This is a genomic window from Spirillospora sp. CA-294931 (genome assembly GCF_050946795.1).
Lineage (GTDB): Bacteria > Actinomycetota > Actinomycetes > Streptosporangiales > Streptosporangiaceae > Spirillospora.
Genome location: NZ_CP192006.1, coordinates 7,101,649 through 7,120,104 on the forward strand (window position 1 = coordinate 7,101,649; position 18,456 = coordinate 7,120,104).

General features: G+C 69.7%; 19 protein-coding genes. 12 read left to right on the plus strand and 7 right to left on the minus strand.

Going from position 1 to position 18,456, the window contains the following annotated elements; genetic code table 11:
* The first annotated feature begins 148 nt into the window (after positions 1 to 148).
* Positions 149 to 988 carry a sirohydrochlorin chelatase gene (locus ACQPY4_RS32005; RefSeq protein WP_433327236.1) on the plus strand — a complete coding sequence of 280 codons (840 nt, stop codon included), beginning with the start codon at positions 149 to 151 and terminating at the stop codon, positions 986 to 988.
* Positions 989 to 1,153: 165 nt separating this feature from the next.
* Here ACQPY4_RS32005 and ACQPY4_RS32010 read toward each other — a convergent pair whose 3' ends face one another.
* The gene (locus tag ACQPY4_RS32010; protein WP_433327238.1) at positions 1,154 to 1,945 is read right to left on the minus strand and encodes an enoyl-CoA hydratase/isomerase family protein; all 792 of its coding nucleotides are present in this window, start codon (positions 1,943 to 1,945) and stop codon (positions 1,154 to 1,156) included.
* Positions 1,945 to 2,847 (minus strand): SDR family oxidoreductase, encoded by a 903-nt coding sequence (locus ACQPY4_RS32015; RefSeq protein WP_433327240.1) that lies wholly within the window; start codon positions 2,845 to 2,847, stop codon positions 1,945 to 1,947. The genes ACQPY4_RS32010 and ACQPY4_RS32015 overlap by 1 nt, the downstream gene beginning before the upstream one ends.
* A 184-nt stretch (positions 2,848 to 3,031) precedes the next feature.
* On the opposite strand from ACQPY4_RS32015, the gene ACQPY4_RS32020 reads away from it, so the two are divergent.
* From ACQPY4_RS32020 to ACQPY4_RS32045, 6 genes are all read left to right on the plus strand, one after another.
* Complete coding sequence (locus ACQPY4_RS32020; RefSeq protein WP_433327242.1) at positions 3,032 to 3,952, plus strand: glutathione S-transferase family protein; 921 nt, start codon at positions 3,032 to 3,034, stop codon at positions 3,950 to 3,952.
* A gap of 67 nt (positions 3,953 to 4,019) precedes the next feature.
* A complete protein-coding gene (locus ACQPY4_RS32025; protein ID WP_433327244.1) occupies positions 4,020 to 4,688 on the plus strand; it encodes an AIM24 family protein in 669 nt (222 codons plus the stop codon).
* 231 nt (positions 4,689 to 4,919) lie between these two features.
* On the plus strand, positions 4,920 to 8,648 hold the full coding sequence (locus ACQPY4_RS32030; RefSeq protein WP_433327246.1) for a multifunctional oxoglutarate decarboxylase/oxoglutarate dehydrogenase thiamine pyrophosphate-binding subunit/dihydrolipoyllysine-residue succinyltransferase subunit: 3,729 nt from the start codon (positions 4,920 to 4,922) through the stop codon (positions 8,646 to 8,648).
* Positions 8,649 to 8,752: 104 nt separating this feature from the next.
* Positions 8,753 to 8,935 carry a DUF6104 family protein gene (locus ACQPY4_RS32035; RefSeq protein ID WP_433327248.1) on the plus strand — a complete coding sequence of 61 codons (183 nt, stop codon included), beginning with the start codon at positions 8,753 to 8,755 and terminating at the stop codon, positions 8,933 to 8,935.
* Positions 8,936 to 9,010: 75 nt separating this feature from the next.
* Entirely contained in the window at positions 9,011 to 9,832 is an 822-nt protein-coding gene (locus ACQPY4_RS32040) for a DUF4097 family beta strand repeat-containing protein (RefSeq protein ID WP_433327250.1), read from the plus strand.
* A 1-nt stretch (position 9,833) separates the two neighbouring features.
* Positions 9,834 to 10,556, plus strand: coding sequence for a helix-turn-helix transcriptional regulator (locus ACQPY4_RS32045; protein WP_433327252.1), 723 nt, complete (start codon positions 9,834 to 9,836; stop codon positions 10,554 to 10,556).
* Here ACQPY4_RS32045 and ACQPY4_RS32050 read toward each other — a convergent pair.
* From ACQPY4_RS32050 to ACQPY4_RS32065, 4 genes are all read right to left on the minus strand, one after another.
* Complete coding sequence (locus ACQPY4_RS32050) at positions 10,546 to 11,514, minus strand: zinc-binding dehydrogenase (protein ID WP_433327254.1); 969 nt, start codon at positions 11,512 to 11,514, stop codon at positions 10,546 to 10,548. The genes ACQPY4_RS32045 and ACQPY4_RS32050 overlap by 11 nt on opposite strands.
* 73 nt (positions 11,515 to 11,587) lie before the next feature.
* The gene (locus tag ACQPY4_RS32055; protein ID WP_433327256.1) at positions 11,588 to 12,355 is read right to left on the minus strand and encodes an amino acid ABC transporter ATP-binding protein; all 768 of its coding nucleotides are present in this window, start codon (positions 12,353 to 12,355) and stop codon (positions 11,588 to 11,590) included.
* A 4-nt stretch (positions 12,356 to 12,359) separates the two neighbouring features.
* Entirely contained in the window at positions 12,360 to 13,214 is an 855-nt protein-coding gene (locus ACQPY4_RS32060) for an amino acid ABC transporter permease (protein WP_433327258.1), read from the minus strand.
* A gap of 7 nt (positions 13,215 to 13,221) precedes the next feature.
* Positions 13,222 to 14,040, minus strand: coding sequence for an ABC transporter substrate-binding protein (locus tag ACQPY4_RS32065; RefSeq protein ID WP_433327260.1), 819 nt, complete (start codon positions 14,038 to 14,040; stop codon positions 13,222 to 13,224).
* A 374-nt stretch (positions 14,041 to 14,414) separates the two neighbouring features.
* Between ACQPY4_RS32065 and ACQPY4_RS32070 the strand changes: the two genes are divergently transcribed.
* Both ACQPY4_RS32070 and ACQPY4_RS32075 read left to right on the plus strand, forming a co-directional pair.
* Complete coding sequence (locus ACQPY4_RS32070) at positions 14,415 to 15,605, plus strand: NAD(P)-dependent malic enzyme (RefSeq protein ID WP_433327262.1); 1,191 nt, start codon at positions 14,415 to 14,417, stop codon at positions 15,603 to 15,605.
* 245 nt (positions 15,606 to 15,850) lie between these two features.
* Entirely contained in the window at positions 15,851 to 16,465 is a 615-nt protein-coding gene (locus ACQPY4_RS32075; RefSeq protein ID WP_433327264.1) for a CGNR zinc finger domain-containing protein, read from the plus strand.
* Here the strand turns inward: ACQPY4_RS32075 and ACQPY4_RS32080 are convergent.
* A complete protein-coding gene (locus ACQPY4_RS32080; RefSeq protein WP_433327266.1) occupies positions 16,399 to 16,752 on the minus strand; it encodes a S24 family peptidase in 354 nt (117 codons plus the stop codon). The two genes, ACQPY4_RS32075 and ACQPY4_RS32080, sit on opposite strands and share 67 nt — an antisense overlap.
* Before the next feature lie 125 nt (positions 16,753 to 16,877).
* Here ACQPY4_RS32080 and sodN point away from each other — a divergent pair, with 125 nt between their 5' ends.
* From sodN to ACQPY4_RS32095, 3 genes are all read left to right on the plus strand, one after another.
* Positions 16,878 to 17,282, plus strand: coding sequence for a superoxide dismutase, Ni (sodN, locus tag ACQPY4_RS32085; RefSeq protein ID WP_433339118.1), 405 nt, complete (start codon positions 16,878 to 16,880; stop codon positions 17,280 to 17,282).
* Between the two features lie 96 nt (positions 17,283 to 17,378).
* A complete protein-coding gene (locus ACQPY4_RS32090; RefSeq protein WP_433327268.1) occupies positions 17,379 to 17,858 on the plus strand; it encodes an N-acetyltransferase family protein in 480 nt (159 codons plus the stop codon).
* Between the two features lie 145 nt (positions 17,859 to 18,003).
* Positions 18,004 to 18,432, plus strand: coding sequence for an anti-sigma factor (locus ACQPY4_RS32095; protein WP_433327270.1), 429 nt, complete (start codon positions 18,004 to 18,006; stop codon positions 18,430 to 18,432).
* Positions 18,433 to 18,456 lie beyond the last annotated feature (24 nt).

The window sequence follows — 18,456 nt, forward strand, 5'->3', positions numbered from 1 at the left end:
GATCATAAAGGCCGCCCCCGCCGGACCCCATGAGATCTTTGCATTTTGGTCCAATTTGCCGGATTCCTGTCCCGTTCAGGGGGATTTATCCGGCCCGAGGTTCGCTTTGGAGCTCATCCGGTGCTGTAACGGGGTTACGATTCCCGCCGTGAGTCCCGATAGCCAGGCATCCGAGGCACTGCCGTCACGGCGCAGCCGCACCCTCAGGGGCGGCCGCCACCGCGGCGACGAATCGTTCCTGCTACCCCCCGGCTCCCCCACGCTGGTCCTCGCCGTCCCCGGACCCGCGGGACGGTCCGGCGCCGTGCCCGACGAGCTCTCCCAGATGATCGAGCACGAGAACACCGGCCAGCCGGCCGTGCTCGCCTACACCGAGGGCGCCGAAGGCCATCTGAGCGGGGTCCTGGGCGGACTGCGGCAGCAGCGGGCCGACGAGCCCGCGGCCGTGGTGGTCCCGCTGGTCACCGGCCCCGACCCGATCGCCGAGGCGTCGGTGCGCGCGATCGTGTCGCAGGCGCCGGTACCCGCCGTCGCGGCCGAGCCGCTCGGCCCGCACCCGCTGATCGCCGAGGCCCTGCACGACCGCCTCGCCGAGGCGGGGCTGGCCAGGGCCGACCGCATCCGCACCATGACGATGATCACGGCGGCCACCGGTGTGATCGTGGTCACGCCCGGCGACGGCGCCGCCGTCCGCCAGGCCGAGATCACCAGCGTCCTGCTGGCCTCCCGGCTGGCCTCGCCGGTCTTCACCGCGCGGCTCGACGACCCCTCGGCCCTGGAGGCCGCGGCCGCCCAGCTGCGCGCGTCCGGGGCCACCCGGCTCGCGGTCGCGCCGCACCTGATCGGACCCGAGATGGGCGCCGAGCACCTGCCCGCCGCGGCGTCCCACGTGGGCGCCCACCACTCGGCCCCCCTGGGCGCCCACCCGGCCCTGGCCAGGCTGGCCGCGCTCCGCTACGTCGAGGCCCTGGCCGCTGCCCTGTCTTGAAATCCTGGCCCACTTCGCTCGCCTGGCGGCTCGCTACGTGACCACGATTTGGCGATTGCTGCATCGCTTCGCGATCTCGCCGGGGAAGCATTCGCCTTCGGCTCGCTTCCCCGCTCATTAACGCAATCGCGCGCATGGCCGGGGTTGTCGCGGGGTGGCGGCTGGTCAGCGGTCCTTGAAGCGTGGGGGGCGCTTCTGTATGGAGGCGGTCATGCCCTCCTTGAGGTCTTCGGTGAAGAAGGCCAGGGTCTGGACGGCCGTCTCGGCCATGAGTTGCTGCCGCAGGCCGGGGGCGTCCAGTGACAGGTTGAGCAGTTCCTTGGTCCTGCGGAGGCCGTAGGGGGACTTGGTGAGCAGCTCCGTGGCGAGCGCGTGGGCGGCGTCCAGGTCCGCGCCCTCGGCGGCCCGCTCGGTGATCAGGCCGAGCTCGTCCAGGCGGTCGAGGTCCAGGCGCCGGGCGCGATAGGAGATCTCGGCCGCTTTGGCCGGGCCGACCAGGCGCGGCAGCAGCCACGACAGGCCGCAGTCGCCCGCCGAGAGGCCGAGATCGACGAACGGGACGACGAAGCGGGTCGTCGGATCGGCCACCCGCAGATCGCAGGCCAGCGCCCACGAGACGCCCATGCCCGCGACGGGGCCGTGCAGCGCGGCGATGACCGGCTGGGGGATCTCCCGAAGCCGCGCGGTCACCTCGGCCCCCCGGGAGATGCCGCCGTAGATCCGTTCGGCCCGCCCCTGGCCGGAGTCGCCGTCGCCGTCCTGGAGGTCCATGCCCGAGCAGAAACCACGCCCCTCGCCGGTCAGCACGACCACCCGGGTGCCGGAGTCGCGCATCAGGCCGTTCAGGACGTCGTGCAGCTCCTCGGTCATCGGCCGGGTGACCGCGTTGAGACGCTCCGGACGGGACAGGGTGACGGTCAGCACCCCGTCCCGCTGGTCGAGCGCCAGGTCGTCCATCAGGAGGTGAGCTGCTGGATCAGCGGGCCCATCTGCTCGCCGAGGTTCTTGTAGACCGTGGTCGGGGAGTCGGCGTTGATCGCGGCCCAGTTGTCGCGGACGGACTCGACCGTGAGGGTCTCCTTCTGCCCGTAGCCCGGGCCCTCGGCCACGAAGATCCGGGCGATGCGGCCGCCGCCGACGGTGTAGACCTCGCCGGAGTCCGCCAGGCTCTCGTGCGCGAGGTAGGCCACCAGCGGGGTGACCTGGTCGACGCCGAGCTTGTCGGCGAAGTCGGCGGGGAGGAGGTCCTCGGTCATCCGCGTCCACGCCACCGGGGCGATCGCGTTGGCCTTGATGTCGTACTTGGCGCCCTCCTGCGCGAGGGTCTTGGTGAAGCCGACCAGGCCCATCTTGGCCGTGGCGTAGTTGGCCTGGCCGAAGTTGCCGAACAGGCCCGCGGGCGAGGAGGTGTTGACGATGCGGCCGAAGCCCTGCTCGCGCAGATGCGGCCAGGCCGCGCTCGACACCAGGAACGACCCGCGCAGGTGCACCGCGATGACCGAGTCGAACTCCTCGACCGACATGTTCTTGAACGACTTGTCGCGCAGGATGCCCGCGTTGTTGATGACGATGTCGACCTTGCCGAAGGTGTCGAGCGCCGTCTTGACGATGGCCTGCGCGCCCTCGGGGGTCGCGACGTTGTCGGGGTTGGCGACGGCCTCGCCGCCGTTCTTGGTGATCTCGTCCACGACGTCCTGGGCGGGGCCCGCGGACGCGCCCGCGCCGGTGCGGTCGCCGCCCAGGTCGTTCACCACGACCTTGGCGCCGCGCGAGGCGAGCTCCAGCGCGTGCTGCCGGCCGAGACCGTGGCCCGCACCCGTCACCACGGCGACGCGGCCGTCATAGCGCAGTTCCGACATCCTGTTCTCCTTACCTGTCACCGACTACGCCCCTAGGTAATCACCGAAGGGTTACTTAGTGGTACCACTAAACCGAATCTCGCTCGGCTCCGGCCCCCGGTGGGCTTGCGAAGGGCCGTGCGACGATGGGGCGACAGCGACGAGGACGCCGTCGACGCCGACGGCCGGAGGGTGCGTGCGGCCGATGACCGAGCAGGAGATCGCGGGCGGCCGGTTCGTCCGGCAGGCCAACCGCTTCACCGAGGAGATCACCGCCGACGGCTCCAGCGGCCTGCGCGCCGAGCCGGGCCGGTACCGGCTGCTGGTCTGCTACGCCTGCCCCTGGGCGCAGCGCACCCTGATCGTCCGGCGGCTGCTCGGGCTTGAGGACGCGATCAGCGTCGGCGTCGTCGACCCGATCCGCGACGAGCGCGGCTGGCGCTTCCCCGGGGGCGACCCGGTCACCGGCGCCGAGTTCATCTCCGAGCTCTACCTGGCCGCCGACCCCTCCTTCGAGGGCCGCTACACCGTCCCCTGCGTCTGGGACTCGGTCACCGGACGGCTGGTGACCAACGACTTCCCCAGGATCACCCTGATGATGGAGACGGAGTTCGCGGCCTTCCACGCACCCGGCGCGCCCGACCTGTATCCCGAGAAGCTCCGTCCCGAGATCGACGCGCTGAACGAGCTGGTCTACGCGACGGTCAACAACGGCGTCTACAAGGCCGGCATCGCCACCGAGCAGGCCGTCTACGAGGAGGCCGTCGACGCGCTGTTCGCCACCCTCGACCGCCTGGAGGAGCGGCTGGCCGGACGGCGCTACCTCCTCGGCGACGCGATCACCGAGGCCGACGTCCGCCTCTACCCGACCCTGGCCCGCTTCGACGCCGTGTACCACGGGCACTTCAAGTGCAACCTGCGCCGCCTGGTCGACTACCCCAACCTCTGGGACTACGCGCGCGACCTCTACTCGCACCCGGCCTTCGGCGGGACGACCGACTTCGACCAGATCAAGCGGCACTACTACATGACCCACCCGGCCATCAATCCGTCCCGGGTGGTGCCCAAGGGGCCGATCGTGGACTGGACCGCCCCGCACGGACGCCCTCTCCCCTCGGACGTCTGATCCCGCCGCTAGGCTGGCTGATCGACTCCGCTAAAACCCCTTGGATCAGGACAGGAAGGTCCCAGAAATGCGCAGTTCGTTCTTCGGCAACATGGAGCAGGGCCAGCAGCTCCCCGGCCACTTCGCCTCGCAGAACTCCAAGATGCTCCGCGTCCACCTCAACGGTGACGTCCTGGCCCGCCAGGGCTCCATGGTCGCCTTCCAGGGCCAGATGGAGTTCGACTACGAGGGCTCCGGCGGCATCGGCAAGTTCATCAAGAAGCAGATGACCGGCGAGGGCGTGCCCACGATGCGGGTCAAGGGCCAGGGCCTGCTGTTCCTGGCCAACAACGCCGACGACGTCCACCTGTTCTACCTGGAGAACGAGGGCATCACCGTCAACGGCTCCAACATCCTGGCCTACGACGCCCACCTCCAGTCCGACATCCAGCGCGTCCAGGGCGCCGGAATCGCGACCGGCGGCCTGTTCAACACCACGCTCACCGGCACCGGCTGGGTCGCGCTGACCTGCCACGGCTCCCCGGTCATGCTCGACTGCGGCCGCGCCCCGACCTTCGCCGACGGCCAGTCCGCCGTGGCGTGGAGCACCACGCTCCAGGTCGGCGTCAACCGCACCTTCAAGGCCGGCGCCCTGATCGGCCGCGGCAGCGGCGAGGCCATGCAGCTCGCCTTCCAGGGGCAGGGCTTCGTGCTCGTCCAGGCCAGCGAGGGCCCGCTCGGCGTCCCGCAGGCATAATGCGGCGCCGTCGTCTCCCGCGATCGAGCCCCTCGCCGCACGGCGGCCCGGGGCCGATCGCGCGAGTTGGTCCATCCTGCTGAAACGCGGGCCCGGATCGGGCAAGATCACCTGTTAGCGGGGGTCACGGGGGTTGCGCGTCGACGCATGTCCTGGGTGACACTCGGGGGCGAGTAGCCTTGACTCGTCTCAGATATCCACTGCGAGCTGCGGAAGAGGGCGATCTCCGCCGTGTCGACAGAGTCGTCGCAATCTAGTGCCGACCCAAAGATCACAGATTTCGGTGCCAACGAGTGGCTGGTCGACGAGCTGTACCAGAAGTACCTCGAAGACCCCAACTCGGTTGACGAAGCCTGGTGGAACTTCTTCGCGGACTACCAGCCGGACTCCCGGCCGTCCGTGACGTCCGCCTCCCCCGAGGCTCCCCAGGCCGCCAACGGCGCCACGGCCGCTCCGCCGACAGGCCAGGCCCCGGCCCCGGCCGCCCCCGCTTCGGCACCGGCACCGGCCCCGGCTCCCCCGCCGGCCCCCAAGGCCGCCGAGAAGGCCCCGGCCGCCAAGCCGAAGCCCGCCGCGCCTCCCGTGCCCAAGGGCGCCGAAGAGGTGCGGCTGCGCGGCGTCGCGGCGCGCACGGCGACCAACATGGAGTCCAGCCTGGCGGTGCCGACCGCGACCAGCGTGCGCGCGGTCCCGGCCAAGCTGTTGATCGACAACCGGATCGTGATCAACAACCATCTCAAGCGCGGCCGGGGCGGCAAGGTCTCCTTCACCCACCTGATCGGCTTCGCGATCGTGCGCGCCCTTGCGGCGATGCCGGAGATGAACTCCGCCTTCACCGAGGTCGACGGCAAGCCGGTCCTGATCAGGCCAGAGCACGTCAACTTCGGCCTGGCGATCGACCTGCGGAAGGACGACGGCCAGCGCCAGCTGGTGGTGCCGAGCATCAAGGCCGCCGACACCCTCGACTTCCGCCAGTTCTGGGCCGCCTACGAAGAGATCGTCCGCAAGGCCCGGGGCAACAAGCTGACGCTGGACGACTTCCAGGGCACCACGATCAGCCTCACCAACCCGGGGACGATCGGCACGGTCCACTCCGTCCCGCGCCTGATGCCCGGCCAGGGCACGATCATCGGCGTGGGCGCGATGGAGTACCCCGCCGAGTTCGCGGGCGCGTCGGCCGACACCCTGTCGCGCATGGGGATCAGCAAGGTCATGACGCTGACCTCCACCTACGACCACCGCATCATCCAGGGCGCGCAGTCGGGCGACTTCCTGCGCCGCATCCACGCGCTGCTGCTGGGCGAGGACGGCTTCTACGACGAGATCTTCGAGGCGCTGCGCATCCCGTACGAGCCGGTGCGCTGGGTCAAGGACATCTCCGCCTCGCACGAGGACGACGTCGCCAAGGTCGCCCGGGTGCACGAGCTGATCCACGCCTACCGGGTCCGCGGCCACCTGATGGCCGACACCGACCCGCTGGAGTACAAGCAGCGCCGCCACCCCGACCTCGACATCCTCAAGCACGGCCTCACGCTGTGGGACCTCGAGCGCGAGTTCGCCACCGGCGGCTTCGGCGGCAAGCCGACCATGCAGCTGCGCGAGATCCTCGGCGTGCTGCGCATGGCCTACTGCCGCACGGTCGGCATCGAGTACATGCACATCCAGGACCCCGAAGAGCGCGCCTGGATCCAGGAGCGCGTCGAGGTCCCGCACGAGAAGCCGTCGCGCGAGGAGCAGCTGCACGTGCTGCGCCGCCTCAACAACGCCGAGGCGTTCGAGACGTTCCTGCAGACCAAGTTCGTCGGTCAGAAGCGCTTCTCGCTCGAGGGCGGCGAGTCGGTCATCCCGCTGCTCGACTCGGTGATCTCCGCCGCCGCCAAGGCGCACCTGGACGAGGTCGTCATCGGCATGGCCCACCGCGGCCGGCTGAACGTCCTGGCCAACATCGTCGGCAAGTCCTACGGGCAGATCTTCGGCGAGTTCGAGGGCAACCTCGACCCCCGCAGCGCCCAGGGCTCGGGCGACGTGAAGTACCACCTGGGCGCCGAGGGCGACTTCGTCGCCGACGACGGCTCCAAGATCCACACCGAGCTGGTGGCCAACCCCTCGCACCTGGAGACGGTCGACCCCGTCCTCGAAGGCGTCGTGCGGGCCAAGCAGGACCTCCTGGACGTCGGTGAGGCGGGCTTCAGCGTCCTGCCGGTGCTGATCCACGGCGACGCGGCCTTCGCGGGCCAGGGCGTGGTGGCCGAGACGCTCAACCTGTCGCAGCTGCGCGGGTACCGCACCGGCGGCACCGTCCACGTCATCATCAACAACCAGGTGGGCTTCACCACCTCGCCGGAGTACTCGCGCTCCAGCGTCTACTCCACCGACGTGGCGCGGATGATCCAGGCGCCGATCTTCCACGTCAACGGCGACGACCCCGAGGCGTGCGCCCGGGTCGCGCGGCTGGCGTTCGAGTACCGGCAGACGTTCAAGAAGGACGTCGTCATCGACATGGTCTGCTACCGGCGCCGGGGCCACAACGAGGGCGAGAACCCCTCGTTCACCCAGCCGCTGATGTACGACCTGATCGACGCCAAGCGCTCGGTCCGCAAGCTCTACACCGAGGCGCTGATCGGCCGCGGCGACATCACGGTCGAGGAGGCCGAGGCGGCGCTGCGCGACTACCAGCTCCAGCTGGAGCGGGCGTTCACCGAGACCCGCGAGGCCGTCAAGAAGCCGGCCGAGCCCGGCTCGGTGGTCAAGCCGGACGTCGAGGAGCGCATCCCGATCGACCACGCCTCGGCGGGCTCGGCGATCAGCCGCGAGACCGTCAAGCGGATCATCGAGTCGCAGCTGAGCCTGCCCGAGGGCTTCACCGTCCACCCCAGGCTCCAGCCGATCCTCCAGCGCCGCGTGCAGTCGATCGAGGACAACGCGATCGACTGGGCCACCGGCGAGCTGCTGGCCTTCGGGTCGCTGCTCATCGACGGCCGTCCGGTGCGCCTGGTCGGCCAGGACTCCCGGCGCGGCACCTTCGGCCAGCGCCACGCGGTGCTGGTCGACCGCAAGACGGGCGAGGAGTACTCCCCGCTGCGCCAGTTCGGCTCGGGCGTCTCCAAGTTCTACGTCCACGACTCGCTGCTGAGCGAGTACGCGGCGATGGGCTTCGAGTACGGCTACTCGATGACGCGCCCGGACGCGCTGGTGGCGTGGGAGGCGCAGTTCGGCGACTTCGCCAACGGCGCGCAGTCGATCGTCGACGAGTACATCTCCTCGGGCGAGCAGAAGTGGGGCCAGCGCTCCAGCGTGGTGCTGCTGCTGCCGCACGGCTACGAGGGGCAGGGGCCCGACCACTCGTCCGCGCGCATCGAGCGTTATCTCCAGATGTGCGCCCAGGACAACATGACGGTGGTCTACCCGACGACTCCGGCGAACTACTTCCACCTGCTGCGCTGGCAGGTGCTGTCGGGCCGGGGCAAGCCGCTCATCGTCTTCACGCCCAAGTACCTGCTGCGGCTCAAGGCGGCGACCTCGACGGTCGACTCGATCGTCTCCGGCCAGTTCCAGCCGGTGATCCCCGAGAGCGACCCGTCGATCGAGCCCTCGGCGGTGCGGCGCGTCCTGCTGACCACCGGCAAGATCTACTACGAGGTGGTGGCGGCGCGTGAGGCGGCCGGGGCCACCGACACGGCCGTGGTCCGGGTCGAGCGCCTCTACCCGCCGCCCGTGGACGAGCTCAAGGCCGAGCTGGCCAAGTACCCGAGCGGCACCGAGGTCGTCTGGGTGCAGGACGAGCCCGCCAACATGGGCGCCTGGCCGTTCATGGCGCTCAAGCTGCCGCACCACATCGAGGGGCTGAAGCTGTCGCGCGTGTCGCGCCCGGCGTCCTCGTCCCCCGCGGTGGGCTCGGGCAAGCTGCACGCCGCCGAGCAGGACGCCCTGTTGGCGCGCCTCTTCGGCGACAAGAAGTAGCCGGGGCCCACGCCCCGAACGTCACGAGGGCCCCGGCACCCGCCGGGGCCCTCGGTCTTCCCAGAACCAGTGCCAGAACGAGCGCCAGAACGAGAGAACGCATCATGTACTTCACCGACCGGGGCATCGAGGAGCTGGTCGAGCGGCGCGGCGGCGAGGAGGTCAGCCTGGTCTGGCTGGCCGAGCGGCTGCGCGAGTTCGTCGATCTCAATCCCGAGTTCGAGACGCCGGTCGAGCGGCTGGCGACCTGGCTGGCCCGGCTCGATGACGAGGACGACGAGGTTTAACGCGATACATCTTGACTTCCCGTAGACGAGACATATCGTGTGTGGGGACGGCGCCCGCACGAAAGGCATGACGGAATGTCCCGATGGACGATCGAAGAACCGACCACCCTCGACTTCGACGGCGTGGTCGCCCTCAGGGCCACGCTGATCGCCGGAAGCGTCTCCGTGCTCCCCACCGACGACAGACCGTCCATCCAGATCAGCGCGATCGAGGGCCCGCCGCTGGTGGTCACCCACGACGCCGGGATGCTCACCGTCACCCATGAGCGGCTGCTCGAAGGCGTGCTCGCCTGGCTGCGCACGCAGGTGTGCCGCGCCGAGATCACCGTGATGGTGCCGCACGACTGCCCGGTCTCCCTCAACCTGGTCTCGGCCGACGCCGTCCTCACCGGGCTCACCGCCCGGTCCTCGATCAAGAGCGGGACCGGCGACGTCACGCTCGACGGCGTCACCGGCGAGGTCGACGCCAACACCGTCTCCGGCGCGATCGAGGCCCAGGGCCTGGACGGCCGGCTGACCTTCGCCTCGGTCTCCGGCGACCTCTCGCTCGCCGACGGCCTGGTCGACTCGCTGGCCGCCCGCACCGTCAGCGGCAAGATCGCCGCCGATGTCGAGCTGGCCCCCTCCAGCAAGATCGAGATCACCACGGTCTCCGGGGAGGTCGCGCTGCGCGTCCCCGCCACGACCGGCGCGGCCGTCGCCCTCAACTCCGCGGCGGGCCGGCTGGAGAGCTCCTTCCCCGGCCTGACCCGCGAGGACCGCTCGATCGCCCGGACCCTGGGCGGCACGATCGGCGACGGCTCGGCCAAGCTGACGGTCGGCACCGTCTCCGGCGCCGTCACGCTTCTCGTCCGCCCCGGCGACGAGGAGATCACCGCACCCGGAATGGAGAAGTGAGTTGAGCCCCGTCTTCGGCCACGGCCGCCTCCGCCTGTACCTGCTCAAGCTGCTGGAGGAGAGCCCGCGCCACGGTTACGAGGTCATCCGGCTGCTCCAGGACCGGTTCCTCGGGGTGTACTCGCCCTCCCCCGGCACGATCTACCCCCGGCTGGCCCGGCTGGAGTCCGAGGGCCTGGTGACCCACGAGCTCATCAAGGGCAAGAAGGTCTACTCCCTCACCGACAAGGGCCGCGCCGAGCTGGAACGCCGGATGGACGAGCTGGCCGAGCTGGAGGAGGAGATCTCCGCCTCCGCCTCGGAGTTCGCCCGCGAGGTCCAGCAGGACGTCCGGCAGACCGTCCGCTCGCTGCGCGAGGAGCTCACCCAGGCCGCCCGCACGGTCCGCGACCAGAACAAGGCCGCCAAGGACACCTGGAAGGAGACGACCGAGGGCACCAAGGAGGAGTGGCAGCGCCAGATGGAGCACTGGCGCGAGCAGACGCACGCGTGGAAGGAGGAGTGGCGGCAGAACTGGGAGGACGCCTGGCGCACCGCCACCGGCACCCGCGACGACGTCGCCCGCCTCAAGCTCGAACGGCTGCTGAGCACCTTCGTCGAGGACGTCCGCAGAAGCGCCACCAAGGCCCACCTGGACGAGGCCGACCTCGCCGTGGCGGAGGCGCTCCTGGACGAGACCAAGGAGCGCCTGCGCCAAGAAGCCTTCCAGAACCCTAAGGCGTAAAGACGATCTTCCCGAACAGCTCGCCCTCGGCCATCGCCGCGAACCCCTCGCGGGCCCGGTCGAGCGGCAGCACCCGGTCGATCCTCGGCCGCGTCCCGGTCGTCACCAGGAACCGCGCGAGCCGCTGGAGCTGCTCCCGCGTCCCCATCGTCGACCCGACGACCGACAGCTGAAGGAAGAACACCCGGTTCAGCTCCGCGGGCGGCACCTGCCCGCTGGTGGCCCCGGAGACCACGATCCGCCCACCGGGCCGCAGCGACTTCAGCGAGTGCGACCACGTCGCCTCGCCGACGGTCTCCATGACCGCGTCCACCCGCTCGGGAAGCCGCGCCCCGGGCTCGAAGACCTGGTCGGCCCCCAGCTCCAGCGCCCGCTTGCGCTTGGCCTCGCTCCGGCTCGTCGCCCACACCCGGAACCCGGCGGCCGACCCCAGCGAGATCAGCGCCGTCGCGACCCCGCCACCGGCGCCCTGCACCAGCACCGTCGCCCCCGGCTGGATCCCGGCCTTGTCGAACAGCATCCGATACGCCGTCAGCCACGCCGTGGGCAGGCAGGCCGCCTCCTCGAACGACAGCTCCGCCGGCTTGGGAACCAGGTTCCGCCGGGGAACGACCACCCGCTCGGCGAACGTCCCGTCGTAAGCCTCCGACAGCAGCGACCGCTTGGGATCGAGCGTCTCGTCCCCGCCCCCGCGATCGGGGTCGCCGATCACCGAATGCACGATGACCTCGTTCCCGTCCTCGTCCAGCCCGGCCGCGTCGCACCCGAGGACGATCGGCAGCCGCTCCGCCCGCAGCCCGACCCCCTTCAGCGACCACAGGTCATGGTGGTTGAGCGCCGTCGCCTTGACCGCGACCGTCGTCCACCCTTCGGGCACCTCGGGCTCGGGCCGCTCCCCCAGCGTCAGCCCGTCCACCGGATTCTCTGCGTCGAACCGCGAAGCGGTAACAGCGAACATGCCCCGCACACTAAACGACCCGCCTCCCCCGACGGGGACGCGGGTCGTCCAGTGGCTCAGAACGCGATCGAGATCAGTCGCTGACTTCCCCGACCTCGACGTGGGTGGGGTCGAGGACGCGGCGCAGGAAGAGCTTGGTGCGTTCTTCCTGGGGGTCGCCGATGACCTGGTCGGGCGGGCCCTGCTCGACGATGACGCCGCCGTCCATGAAGACGACGTGGTCGGCCACGTCGCGCGCGAAGGCCATCTCGTGGGTGACCACGAGCATCGTCATGCCGTCCTGCGCGAGCTTGCGCATGACGGTGAGGACGTCGCCGACCAGCTCGGGGTCGAGCGCCGACGTCGGCTCGTCGAACAGCATCAGCGCCGGGTCCATCGACAGGGCCCTGGCGATGGCCACGCGCTGCTGCTGGCCGCCGGACAGCTGGGCGGGGAAGCTGGTGGCCTTGTCCGACAGCCCGACCCGCTCCAGGTTCGCCTTGGCGATCTTCTCGGCCTCGCCCTTGCCCCGCTTGAGGACGCGGCGCTGGGCGATCGTGAGGTTGTCCAGCACCTTCAGGTGCGGGAACAGGTTGAACTGCTGGAACACCATGCCGACCTTGCGGCGGGCGGCGTCGATGTCGACGTCCTCGTGGGTGAGCTCCTCACCCTCGACGAACACCTTGCCCGCCGTGGGCTGCTCCAGCAGGTTCACGCAGCGCAGCAGCGTGGACTTGCCGGAGCCGGACGGGCCGATCACGCAGATGACCTGGCCGCGCTCGACGGTGAAGTCGATGCCCTTGAGCACCTCCAGATCGCCGAACGACTTGTGCAGCTCGCGGATCTCCACCATGGGGGTCATCGGGTCACCGTGCCTTCGCCTGTCGCGCCTCGAGGCGTCGCACGACGATGCCCAGAGGGATGGTGATGATCAGGTAAGCGAGGCCGGCGGCGATGATCGGGGTGGCGTTGACCTTCTCGATCGAGATGCTCTCGCCGAACCGGGTCAGCTCGATCTCGTTGGCCGTGACGCCCAGGGCGAAGACCAGCGAGGAGTCCTTGAACATCAGCACGAGCTCGTTGGTCAGCGGCGGGATCACGATGCGGAAGGCCTGCGGGATGACGATCGAGATCATGGCACGTCCCTGCGACATGCCCAGTGATCTGGCGGCCTCCAGCTGTCCCTTGGGGACGGCCTGGATGCCCGCCCTGATCGTCTCGGCCATGTAGGCCGCCCCGACCAGGCCGAGGCCGATCGCCACCTGCGTGTAGACCCCGCCGGGAGGGTTGGCGAAGGCCGGGAAGGCGACCGGCAGCACGAAGGCCACCGACACCAGGATCAGCAGCGCGGGCAGCCCGCGGAAGATCTCGATGAAGACGACCGCGAACCAGCGGTACGGAGCCGCCGACGAGAGACGCATGAGGGCGATGACCAGCCCGAGCGCCATCGCCACCACGTAGGCGAGGAGCGTGAACACGATCGTGTTCTTCAACGCGACCGTGACGAGCTTGTCGTAGGTGCCCTCAAGCTTGGCGAAGTTGAAGAACTGCTCGCTGATCCCCGGCCAGTTGGCCGAGAACGCGGCCGCCAGCACGACGATGACGAACACCGCGTACTGGACGCCGCGGCTGATCTTCTGTTTCTTGCGCGGGCTCATGCCGGAGGGCCGGCCGGACACCGTGCCGGCCGGCCCCGCGGGTTCTTTCGTCGTTTCCGTCATACCGGGATCAGGCGGTTTCGGCCGGCATCGACTTCGGGTCCGAGCCGATCCACTTCTTGTAGGTCGTGGCCCAGCTGCCGTCCTTGATCGCCGCGGTCACCACCTCGTTGATCGTCTTGATCAGCTGGTCGCTGCCCTCCTTCTTGGCGGCGAATCCGTACTGCTTGCCGGTGCTGATCTCGGCGCCCACGTCGAACTTGCCGGAGATCTCGGACTTCTTCATCCAGTCGTTCACGACGGGGAGGTCCTGGAGCGCGACATCGATCTGACCCGACTGCAGGGCCAGGAGCTCCTTGCCCGAGTCCTTGAACTCCTTGGGCGTGAAGCCCTTCTCCTTGGCCAGGTCGAGGCTGGTGGTGTCGGCCTGGACGCCGAGCTTGAGCTTCTTGGCCTTGACGTCGTCGAGCGACTTGATGCCCGACCCCTTCTTCACCACGAGCGCGAGCGACTCGGGGAAGTACGGGCGGGAGAAGTTGAGCGCGGCCTTGCGCTCGTCGGTGATCGTCATGCCCGCGGCGGCGACGTCGCACTTGCGCGAGTTCAGCGCCGCACCGCTCTTGATCAGGTTGAAGTCGAGGCTGGTGATCTCCTGGGTGAGGCCCAGCTTCTTGGCCGCCAGGTCGATCATGTCGACGTCGAAGCCGACCGTCTTGCCGCCCTGGTCGAACTGGAACGGCGGGTAGGGCAGGTTCGTGCAGACCGTGAGCTTGCCGGACTTGACGGGCTTGTAGGCGCTCGACGACTTGTTGTCGTCCTTCTGGTCGGCCGACTCGCCGCATGCGGCGACGCCGAGCAGGGCGGTCAGGGCCATGGCTGCGGTCGCCACGGTACGGCGGCGTAGAGAACCGGTGTTCACAGGTCCCCCTCCAGATCGTTGTGACGGATCTCGGCCGATCCGTGGTTCGTGGACATTTTGGCGCACACGCGGTGCGCACTGGATTAAGGGTGCGAAACAATCGGACAACAAGGACGTCCTGCGCACCCCGATGATGATTCACTTATGGTGAGCATAACTTTACGGTGCGTGGTCGAGTGACGTCCGCCACCAGCCTTTTCCGGGGAGCGAGCCGGCCGCTGTGGCACAATCAGACAACGGGTGACCCCCGTACGTCGCGAGATGACCACGAGGTGACTGGCCACCAGACCACGCACCGACGCGGCGGCATCGCCCGAATGCCCATTTCACTGACAGGGGTCGCTGTGGCTGCAGAGCCCATTCCCACCAAAGTCTTTTCCTACGACGATGATCCGGCGTTTCCGCTTCATCGGGGCGGCAAGCTCGAAGTCCGCTCCACCATCCCCGTGCGGGACGCCGATGACCTTTCTCTCGCCTACACGCCCGGCGTGGCGCGGGTCTGCACCGCGATCGCCGACAACCCCGAGCTCGCCTACGAGTACACGTGGACGTCCCGGGTGGTCGCGGTCGTGACGGACGGCACCGCCGTCCTCGGCCTGGGCGACATCGGCCCGGCCGCCTCCATGCCGGTCATGGAGGGCAAGTCGCTGCTGTTCAAGGAGTTCGCCGGCGTCGACTCCGTGCCGATCGCGCTGAGCACCACCGACACCGACGAGATCGTCGACACGGTGATCCGGATGGCGCCCAGCTTCGGCGGCATCAACCTCGAGGACATCAGCGCCCCCCGGTGCTTCGAGATCGAGGACCGGCTGCGCGAGGCCCTCGACATCCCCGTCTTCCACGACGACCAGCACGGGACGGCGATCGTCGCGCTGGCGGCGCTGAAGAACGCCGCCCGCTTCATCGACCGTCCGCTCTCCGACCTGCGGGCCGTGGTGGCCGGGGCGGGCGCGTCGGGCATCGCCGTCTCGCAGATCCTGATCAACGCGGGCATCGGCGACATCGCGCTCTCCGACAGCAAGGGCCTGATCTACGAGGGCCGGGACGGGCTCAACCCGGTCAAGCAGCGGATCGCGGGGATCACCAACCGGTCGCGGCTCACCGGCTCGACCGAGGAGGCGCTGCGCGGGGCCGACGTGTTCATCGGCCTGTCGGGCAGCACCGTCCAGGAGTCGTGCGTGGCCACGATGTCCAAGGACGCGATCGTGTTCGCGCTGTCCAACCCGACCCCCGAGGTCCACCCGGAGGTGGCGCGGCGGCACGCCATGGTCGTGGCGACCGGGCGCAGCGACTTCCCGAACCAGATCAACAACGTGCTGGCGTTCCCCGGCATCTTCAAGGGCGCCTTCGACGTGCGCGCGCACTCGATCACCGAGGGGATGAAGCTGGCTGCGGCCGACGCCATCGCCTCGACGGTGGGCGACGCCCTCTCGGCCGACTACGTGGTGCCGAGCCCGTTCGACGAGCGCGTCGCGCCGGCCGTCACCGCGGCCGTTTCCGCGCAGGCGCGCAAGGACGGCGTCAACCGCGTCTGACCAGCCGTTTCGCGGCCCGTGCCCCCGATCGGGGCACGGGCCGTCGGCGTTCCGGGGGCCACCTTGAAACATCCGTCATTGGCACGCACCCACGATCAAATTGACGGCCCAAAGCGCGGCAGGCCGCACAATATTTCATATCCTGCGACTCTTGCGGCTGCCTTCCCGTCGTCGGCAGGTGTAATACTCGCCAGAAGGGAATGACCCTTACGTCTCTTTGATCAGGTCACTCCGTCGGGAGCGCAATGGACCTCGCCTCTTACGCAGACCTGGCGCTCGAGCTCGTCAACACGCAGAACCCGCCCGAGGACGCGCTGCGTGATCTCGAAGGGCTGCAGGCGCTGCTGGCGCACCGCCCCCATCTCGGCGGCCGGATCGCGCACCGCGACCTGGACGCCATGCGCGAGCTGCGCGCGCAGATCCGCGAAATCTTCGTCGCCGCGGACGCCGGCAGCGGCGAGCAGGCCGTCGACCGGCTCAACTCGCTGCTCATCCAGCATCCGATCCATCCGCTGGTCTCCGATCACGACGGAGAGTGGCATCTGCACCTCAACGAGGCCGGTTCCATCCCCGACCGGTACGCGGCGCGCGCAGCGATGGGGCTGGCCGTCCAGATCAGCGAGCGCGGCGTCGACCGGCTCGGCGTCTGCCGCGCGCCCGGCTGCGAGCGGGTGTTCTTCGACGCGACCGCCAACAAGTCCCGCAGCTACTGCTCGGACGCGTGCGCGGGACGTCCCAGCGTGGCCGCGGCGGTGCACCCGCCCCGCGACCGCGTGACGGCGCCGGTGACCACTCACCGGCCCCGGCCGGGCGCCGGGCGTCCGGAGGGGAAGACCGTCACCCGCGACGGCGGCCAGTAGCGCGCGACGACCCGGCCGGCGATCAGCCCGTCGGGGACGGCGTCGAAGTCCCAGCTGTCCTGGCGGCCCGGTGCCCGCTGGTTGTCGCTCTCCAGCCACCAGCCGCCCTCGGTCCGGTGCCCCGCCCGTTTGACGATCAGCTGTCCGGGCACGCGGGGATGGTGGGCCACCACCAGGTCGCCCTCGGCGGGACGCGCCCGCCGCGCGACCAGCAGCCAGTCGCCCGGACGCAGGACGGGCGTCATCGAGGCGCCGCTGACCGCGACGGCCCGCCAGGGAAGGCGCATCCCCGCTCCTCAAAATCCCCGCGACCTAGGCCCAAAGACCGAGCGCCCTGGGCGCACGGGGCCCAAGGCACAAGAGTAATGTCGGTGCCCTGAGCATGATCCGAATCGAGGGAAGGGAAACGCAGGTGCTCGTCAACCTTCTGCGTCCTAAGACCACGGTCTCCGCGCACTGCGACCTGCCGTGCGGTGTGTACGACCCCGCGCAGGCACGCATCGAGGCCGAGTCGGTCAAGGCGATCATCGAGAAGTACCAGGGGAACGAGGACCCGGTCTTCCGGGCCCGGGCCCTGCAGATCAAGGAGCAGCGGTCCAACCTGGTCAAGGAGCACCTCTGGGTGCTGTGGACCGACTACTTCAAGCCGCCGCACTTCGAGAAGTACCCGCAGCTCCACGAGCTGTTCAACCAGGCGACCAAGCTCGCCGGCGCCGCCGGCACCAAGGGCGGGGTCGACGTGAAGGTGGCCGAGGACCTGCTCGGCAAGATCGCCGAGATCGACAAGATCTTCTGGGAGACCAAGCAGGCCGCCTGAGCGCGTCCTGGCACCGTCTCGCACGTTTCCGCGCGGGGGCCGTCCGTTCTCGGGCGGCCCCCGCGGGGTTCGCGGGCGGCGGATAGCCTGTCGTCCATGATCCGTCCAGCCACTCCCGACGACGTGCCCGCGATGCTGCGGCTGGTCCGCGACCTGGCCGAGTACGAGCGGGCCCTGCACGAGGTCAAGGCCACCGAGGACGATCTGCGCGAGCACCTGTTCGGCCCGGAGCCGCGGGTCTTCGCCCACGTCGCCGAGCACGAGGGGACCGTCGTCGGGTTCGCCCTGTGGTTCCTGACGTTCTCCACCTGGGTCGGCCGCCACGGCATCTACCTGGAAGACCTCTACGTCGACCCGGAGATCCGCGGCAAGGGCTACGGCCGCCGGCTGCTGACCGAACTGGCCCGGATCGCCGACGAGCGCGGCTACGGCCGCGTGGAGTGGTCGGTGCTCAACTGGAACACCCCCTCGATCGGCTTCTACGAGTCCCTCGGCGCCCGCCCGCAGGACGAGTGGACGGTGTTCCGCCTGACGGGAGACGCCCTGACCGCCCTGGCCGGGAGCCCCCGACAGTGATCTTTTTCTCGCCTTCGCGGGGTTTGACGGGGGTTCGCCCGCCTCACCGGGGACATTCGCGCGAAAGCCGTGCGCGCCGAAGCGTCCGACCAGGCCCCGCAGGCGGTAGTTTCGAAGCAGCGGGACGATCCTGCGAAGGAGTGACGTGACCGAGGAAACCGCTGCTATGCCGGCGAGTACGAAGTTGTCCGTGCGCGATGTGGTGACCGTGAAGCTGCCGGCCGCCAGCGCGTACCTTTCCGTCCTGCGTACCGCCACCGCGGGTCTCGCGGCCCGGCTCGACTTCACGCTCGACGAGATCGAGGACCTCCGCATCGCGGTGGACGAGGCGTGCGCGATGCTGCTGGCCCAGGCGGTCCCCGGGACCGACCTGACGTGCGAGTTCGAGCTGACCGGCGACGCCATGCGCATCTCGGTGTCGGTGCTCACGGTCGACGGCCTGCCGCCGAGCCGTGACACCTTCGCCTGGACCGTTCTGTCGTCGCTGGCCGGCGAGGTCGACTCGCATGTCGGGGCCGACGACCGGGTGGCCGTGATGCTCCAGAAGCGTCGCGGCTCTGCGGGGGCGTCGTGACCGGAGCGAACCGTTCGGCGGCGC

What these genes read in the sequence shown, in the direction of transcription:
- ACQPY4_RS32010 (WP_433327238.1), bottom strand. Translation starts at nt 1,945, where the DNA reads ATGGACGACCTGGCGCTCGACCAGCGGGACGGGGTGCTGACCGTCACC.
- ACQPY4_RS32015 (WP_433327240.1), bottom strand. Translation starts at nt 2,847, where the DNA reads ATGTCGGAACTGCGCTATGACGGCCGCGTCGCCGTGGTGACGGGTGCG.
- ACQPY4_RS32020 (WP_433327242.1), top strand. Translation starts at nt 3,032, where the DNA reads ATGACCGAGCAGGAGATCGCGGGCGGCCGGTTCGTCCGGCAGGCCAAC.
- ACQPY4_RS32025 (WP_433327244.1), top strand. Translation starts at nt 4,020, where the DNA reads ATGCGCAGTTCGTTCTTCGGCAACATGGAGCAGGGCCAGCAGCTCCCC.
- ACQPY4_RS32035 (WP_433327248.1), top strand. Translation starts at nt 8,753, where the DNA reads ATGTACTTCACCGACCGGGGCATCGAGGAGCTGGTCGAGCGGCGCGGC.
- ACQPY4_RS32040 (WP_433327250.1), top strand. Translation starts at nt 9,011, where the DNA reads ATGTCCCGATGGACGATCGAAGAACCGACCACCCTCGACTTCGACGGC.
- ACQPY4_RS32050 (WP_433327254.1), bottom strand. Translation starts at nt 11,514, where the DNA reads ATGTTCGCTGTTACCGCTTCGCGGTTCGACGCAGAGAATCCGGTGGAC.
- ACQPY4_RS32055 (WP_433327256.1), bottom strand. Translation starts at nt 12,355, where the DNA reads ATGACCCCCATGGTGGAGATCCGCGAGCTGCACAAGTCGTTCGGCGAT.
- ACQPY4_RS32060 (WP_433327258.1), bottom strand. Translation starts at nt 13,214, where the DNA reads ATGACGGAAACGACGAAAGAACCCGCGGGGCCGGCCGGCACGGTGTCC.
- ACQPY4_RS32075 (WP_433327264.1), top strand. Translation starts at nt 15,851, where the DNA reads ATGGACCTCGCCTCTTACGCAGACCTGGCGCTCGAGCTCGTCAACACG.
- ACQPY4_RS32080 (WP_433327266.1), bottom strand. Translation starts at nt 16,752, where the DNA reads ATGCGCCTTCCCTGGCGGGCCGTCGCGGTCAGCGGCGCCTCGATGACG.
- ACQPY4_RS32090 (WP_433327268.1), top strand. Translation starts at nt 17,379, where the DNA reads ATGATCCGTCCAGCCACTCCCGACGACGTGCCCGCGATGCTGCGGCTG.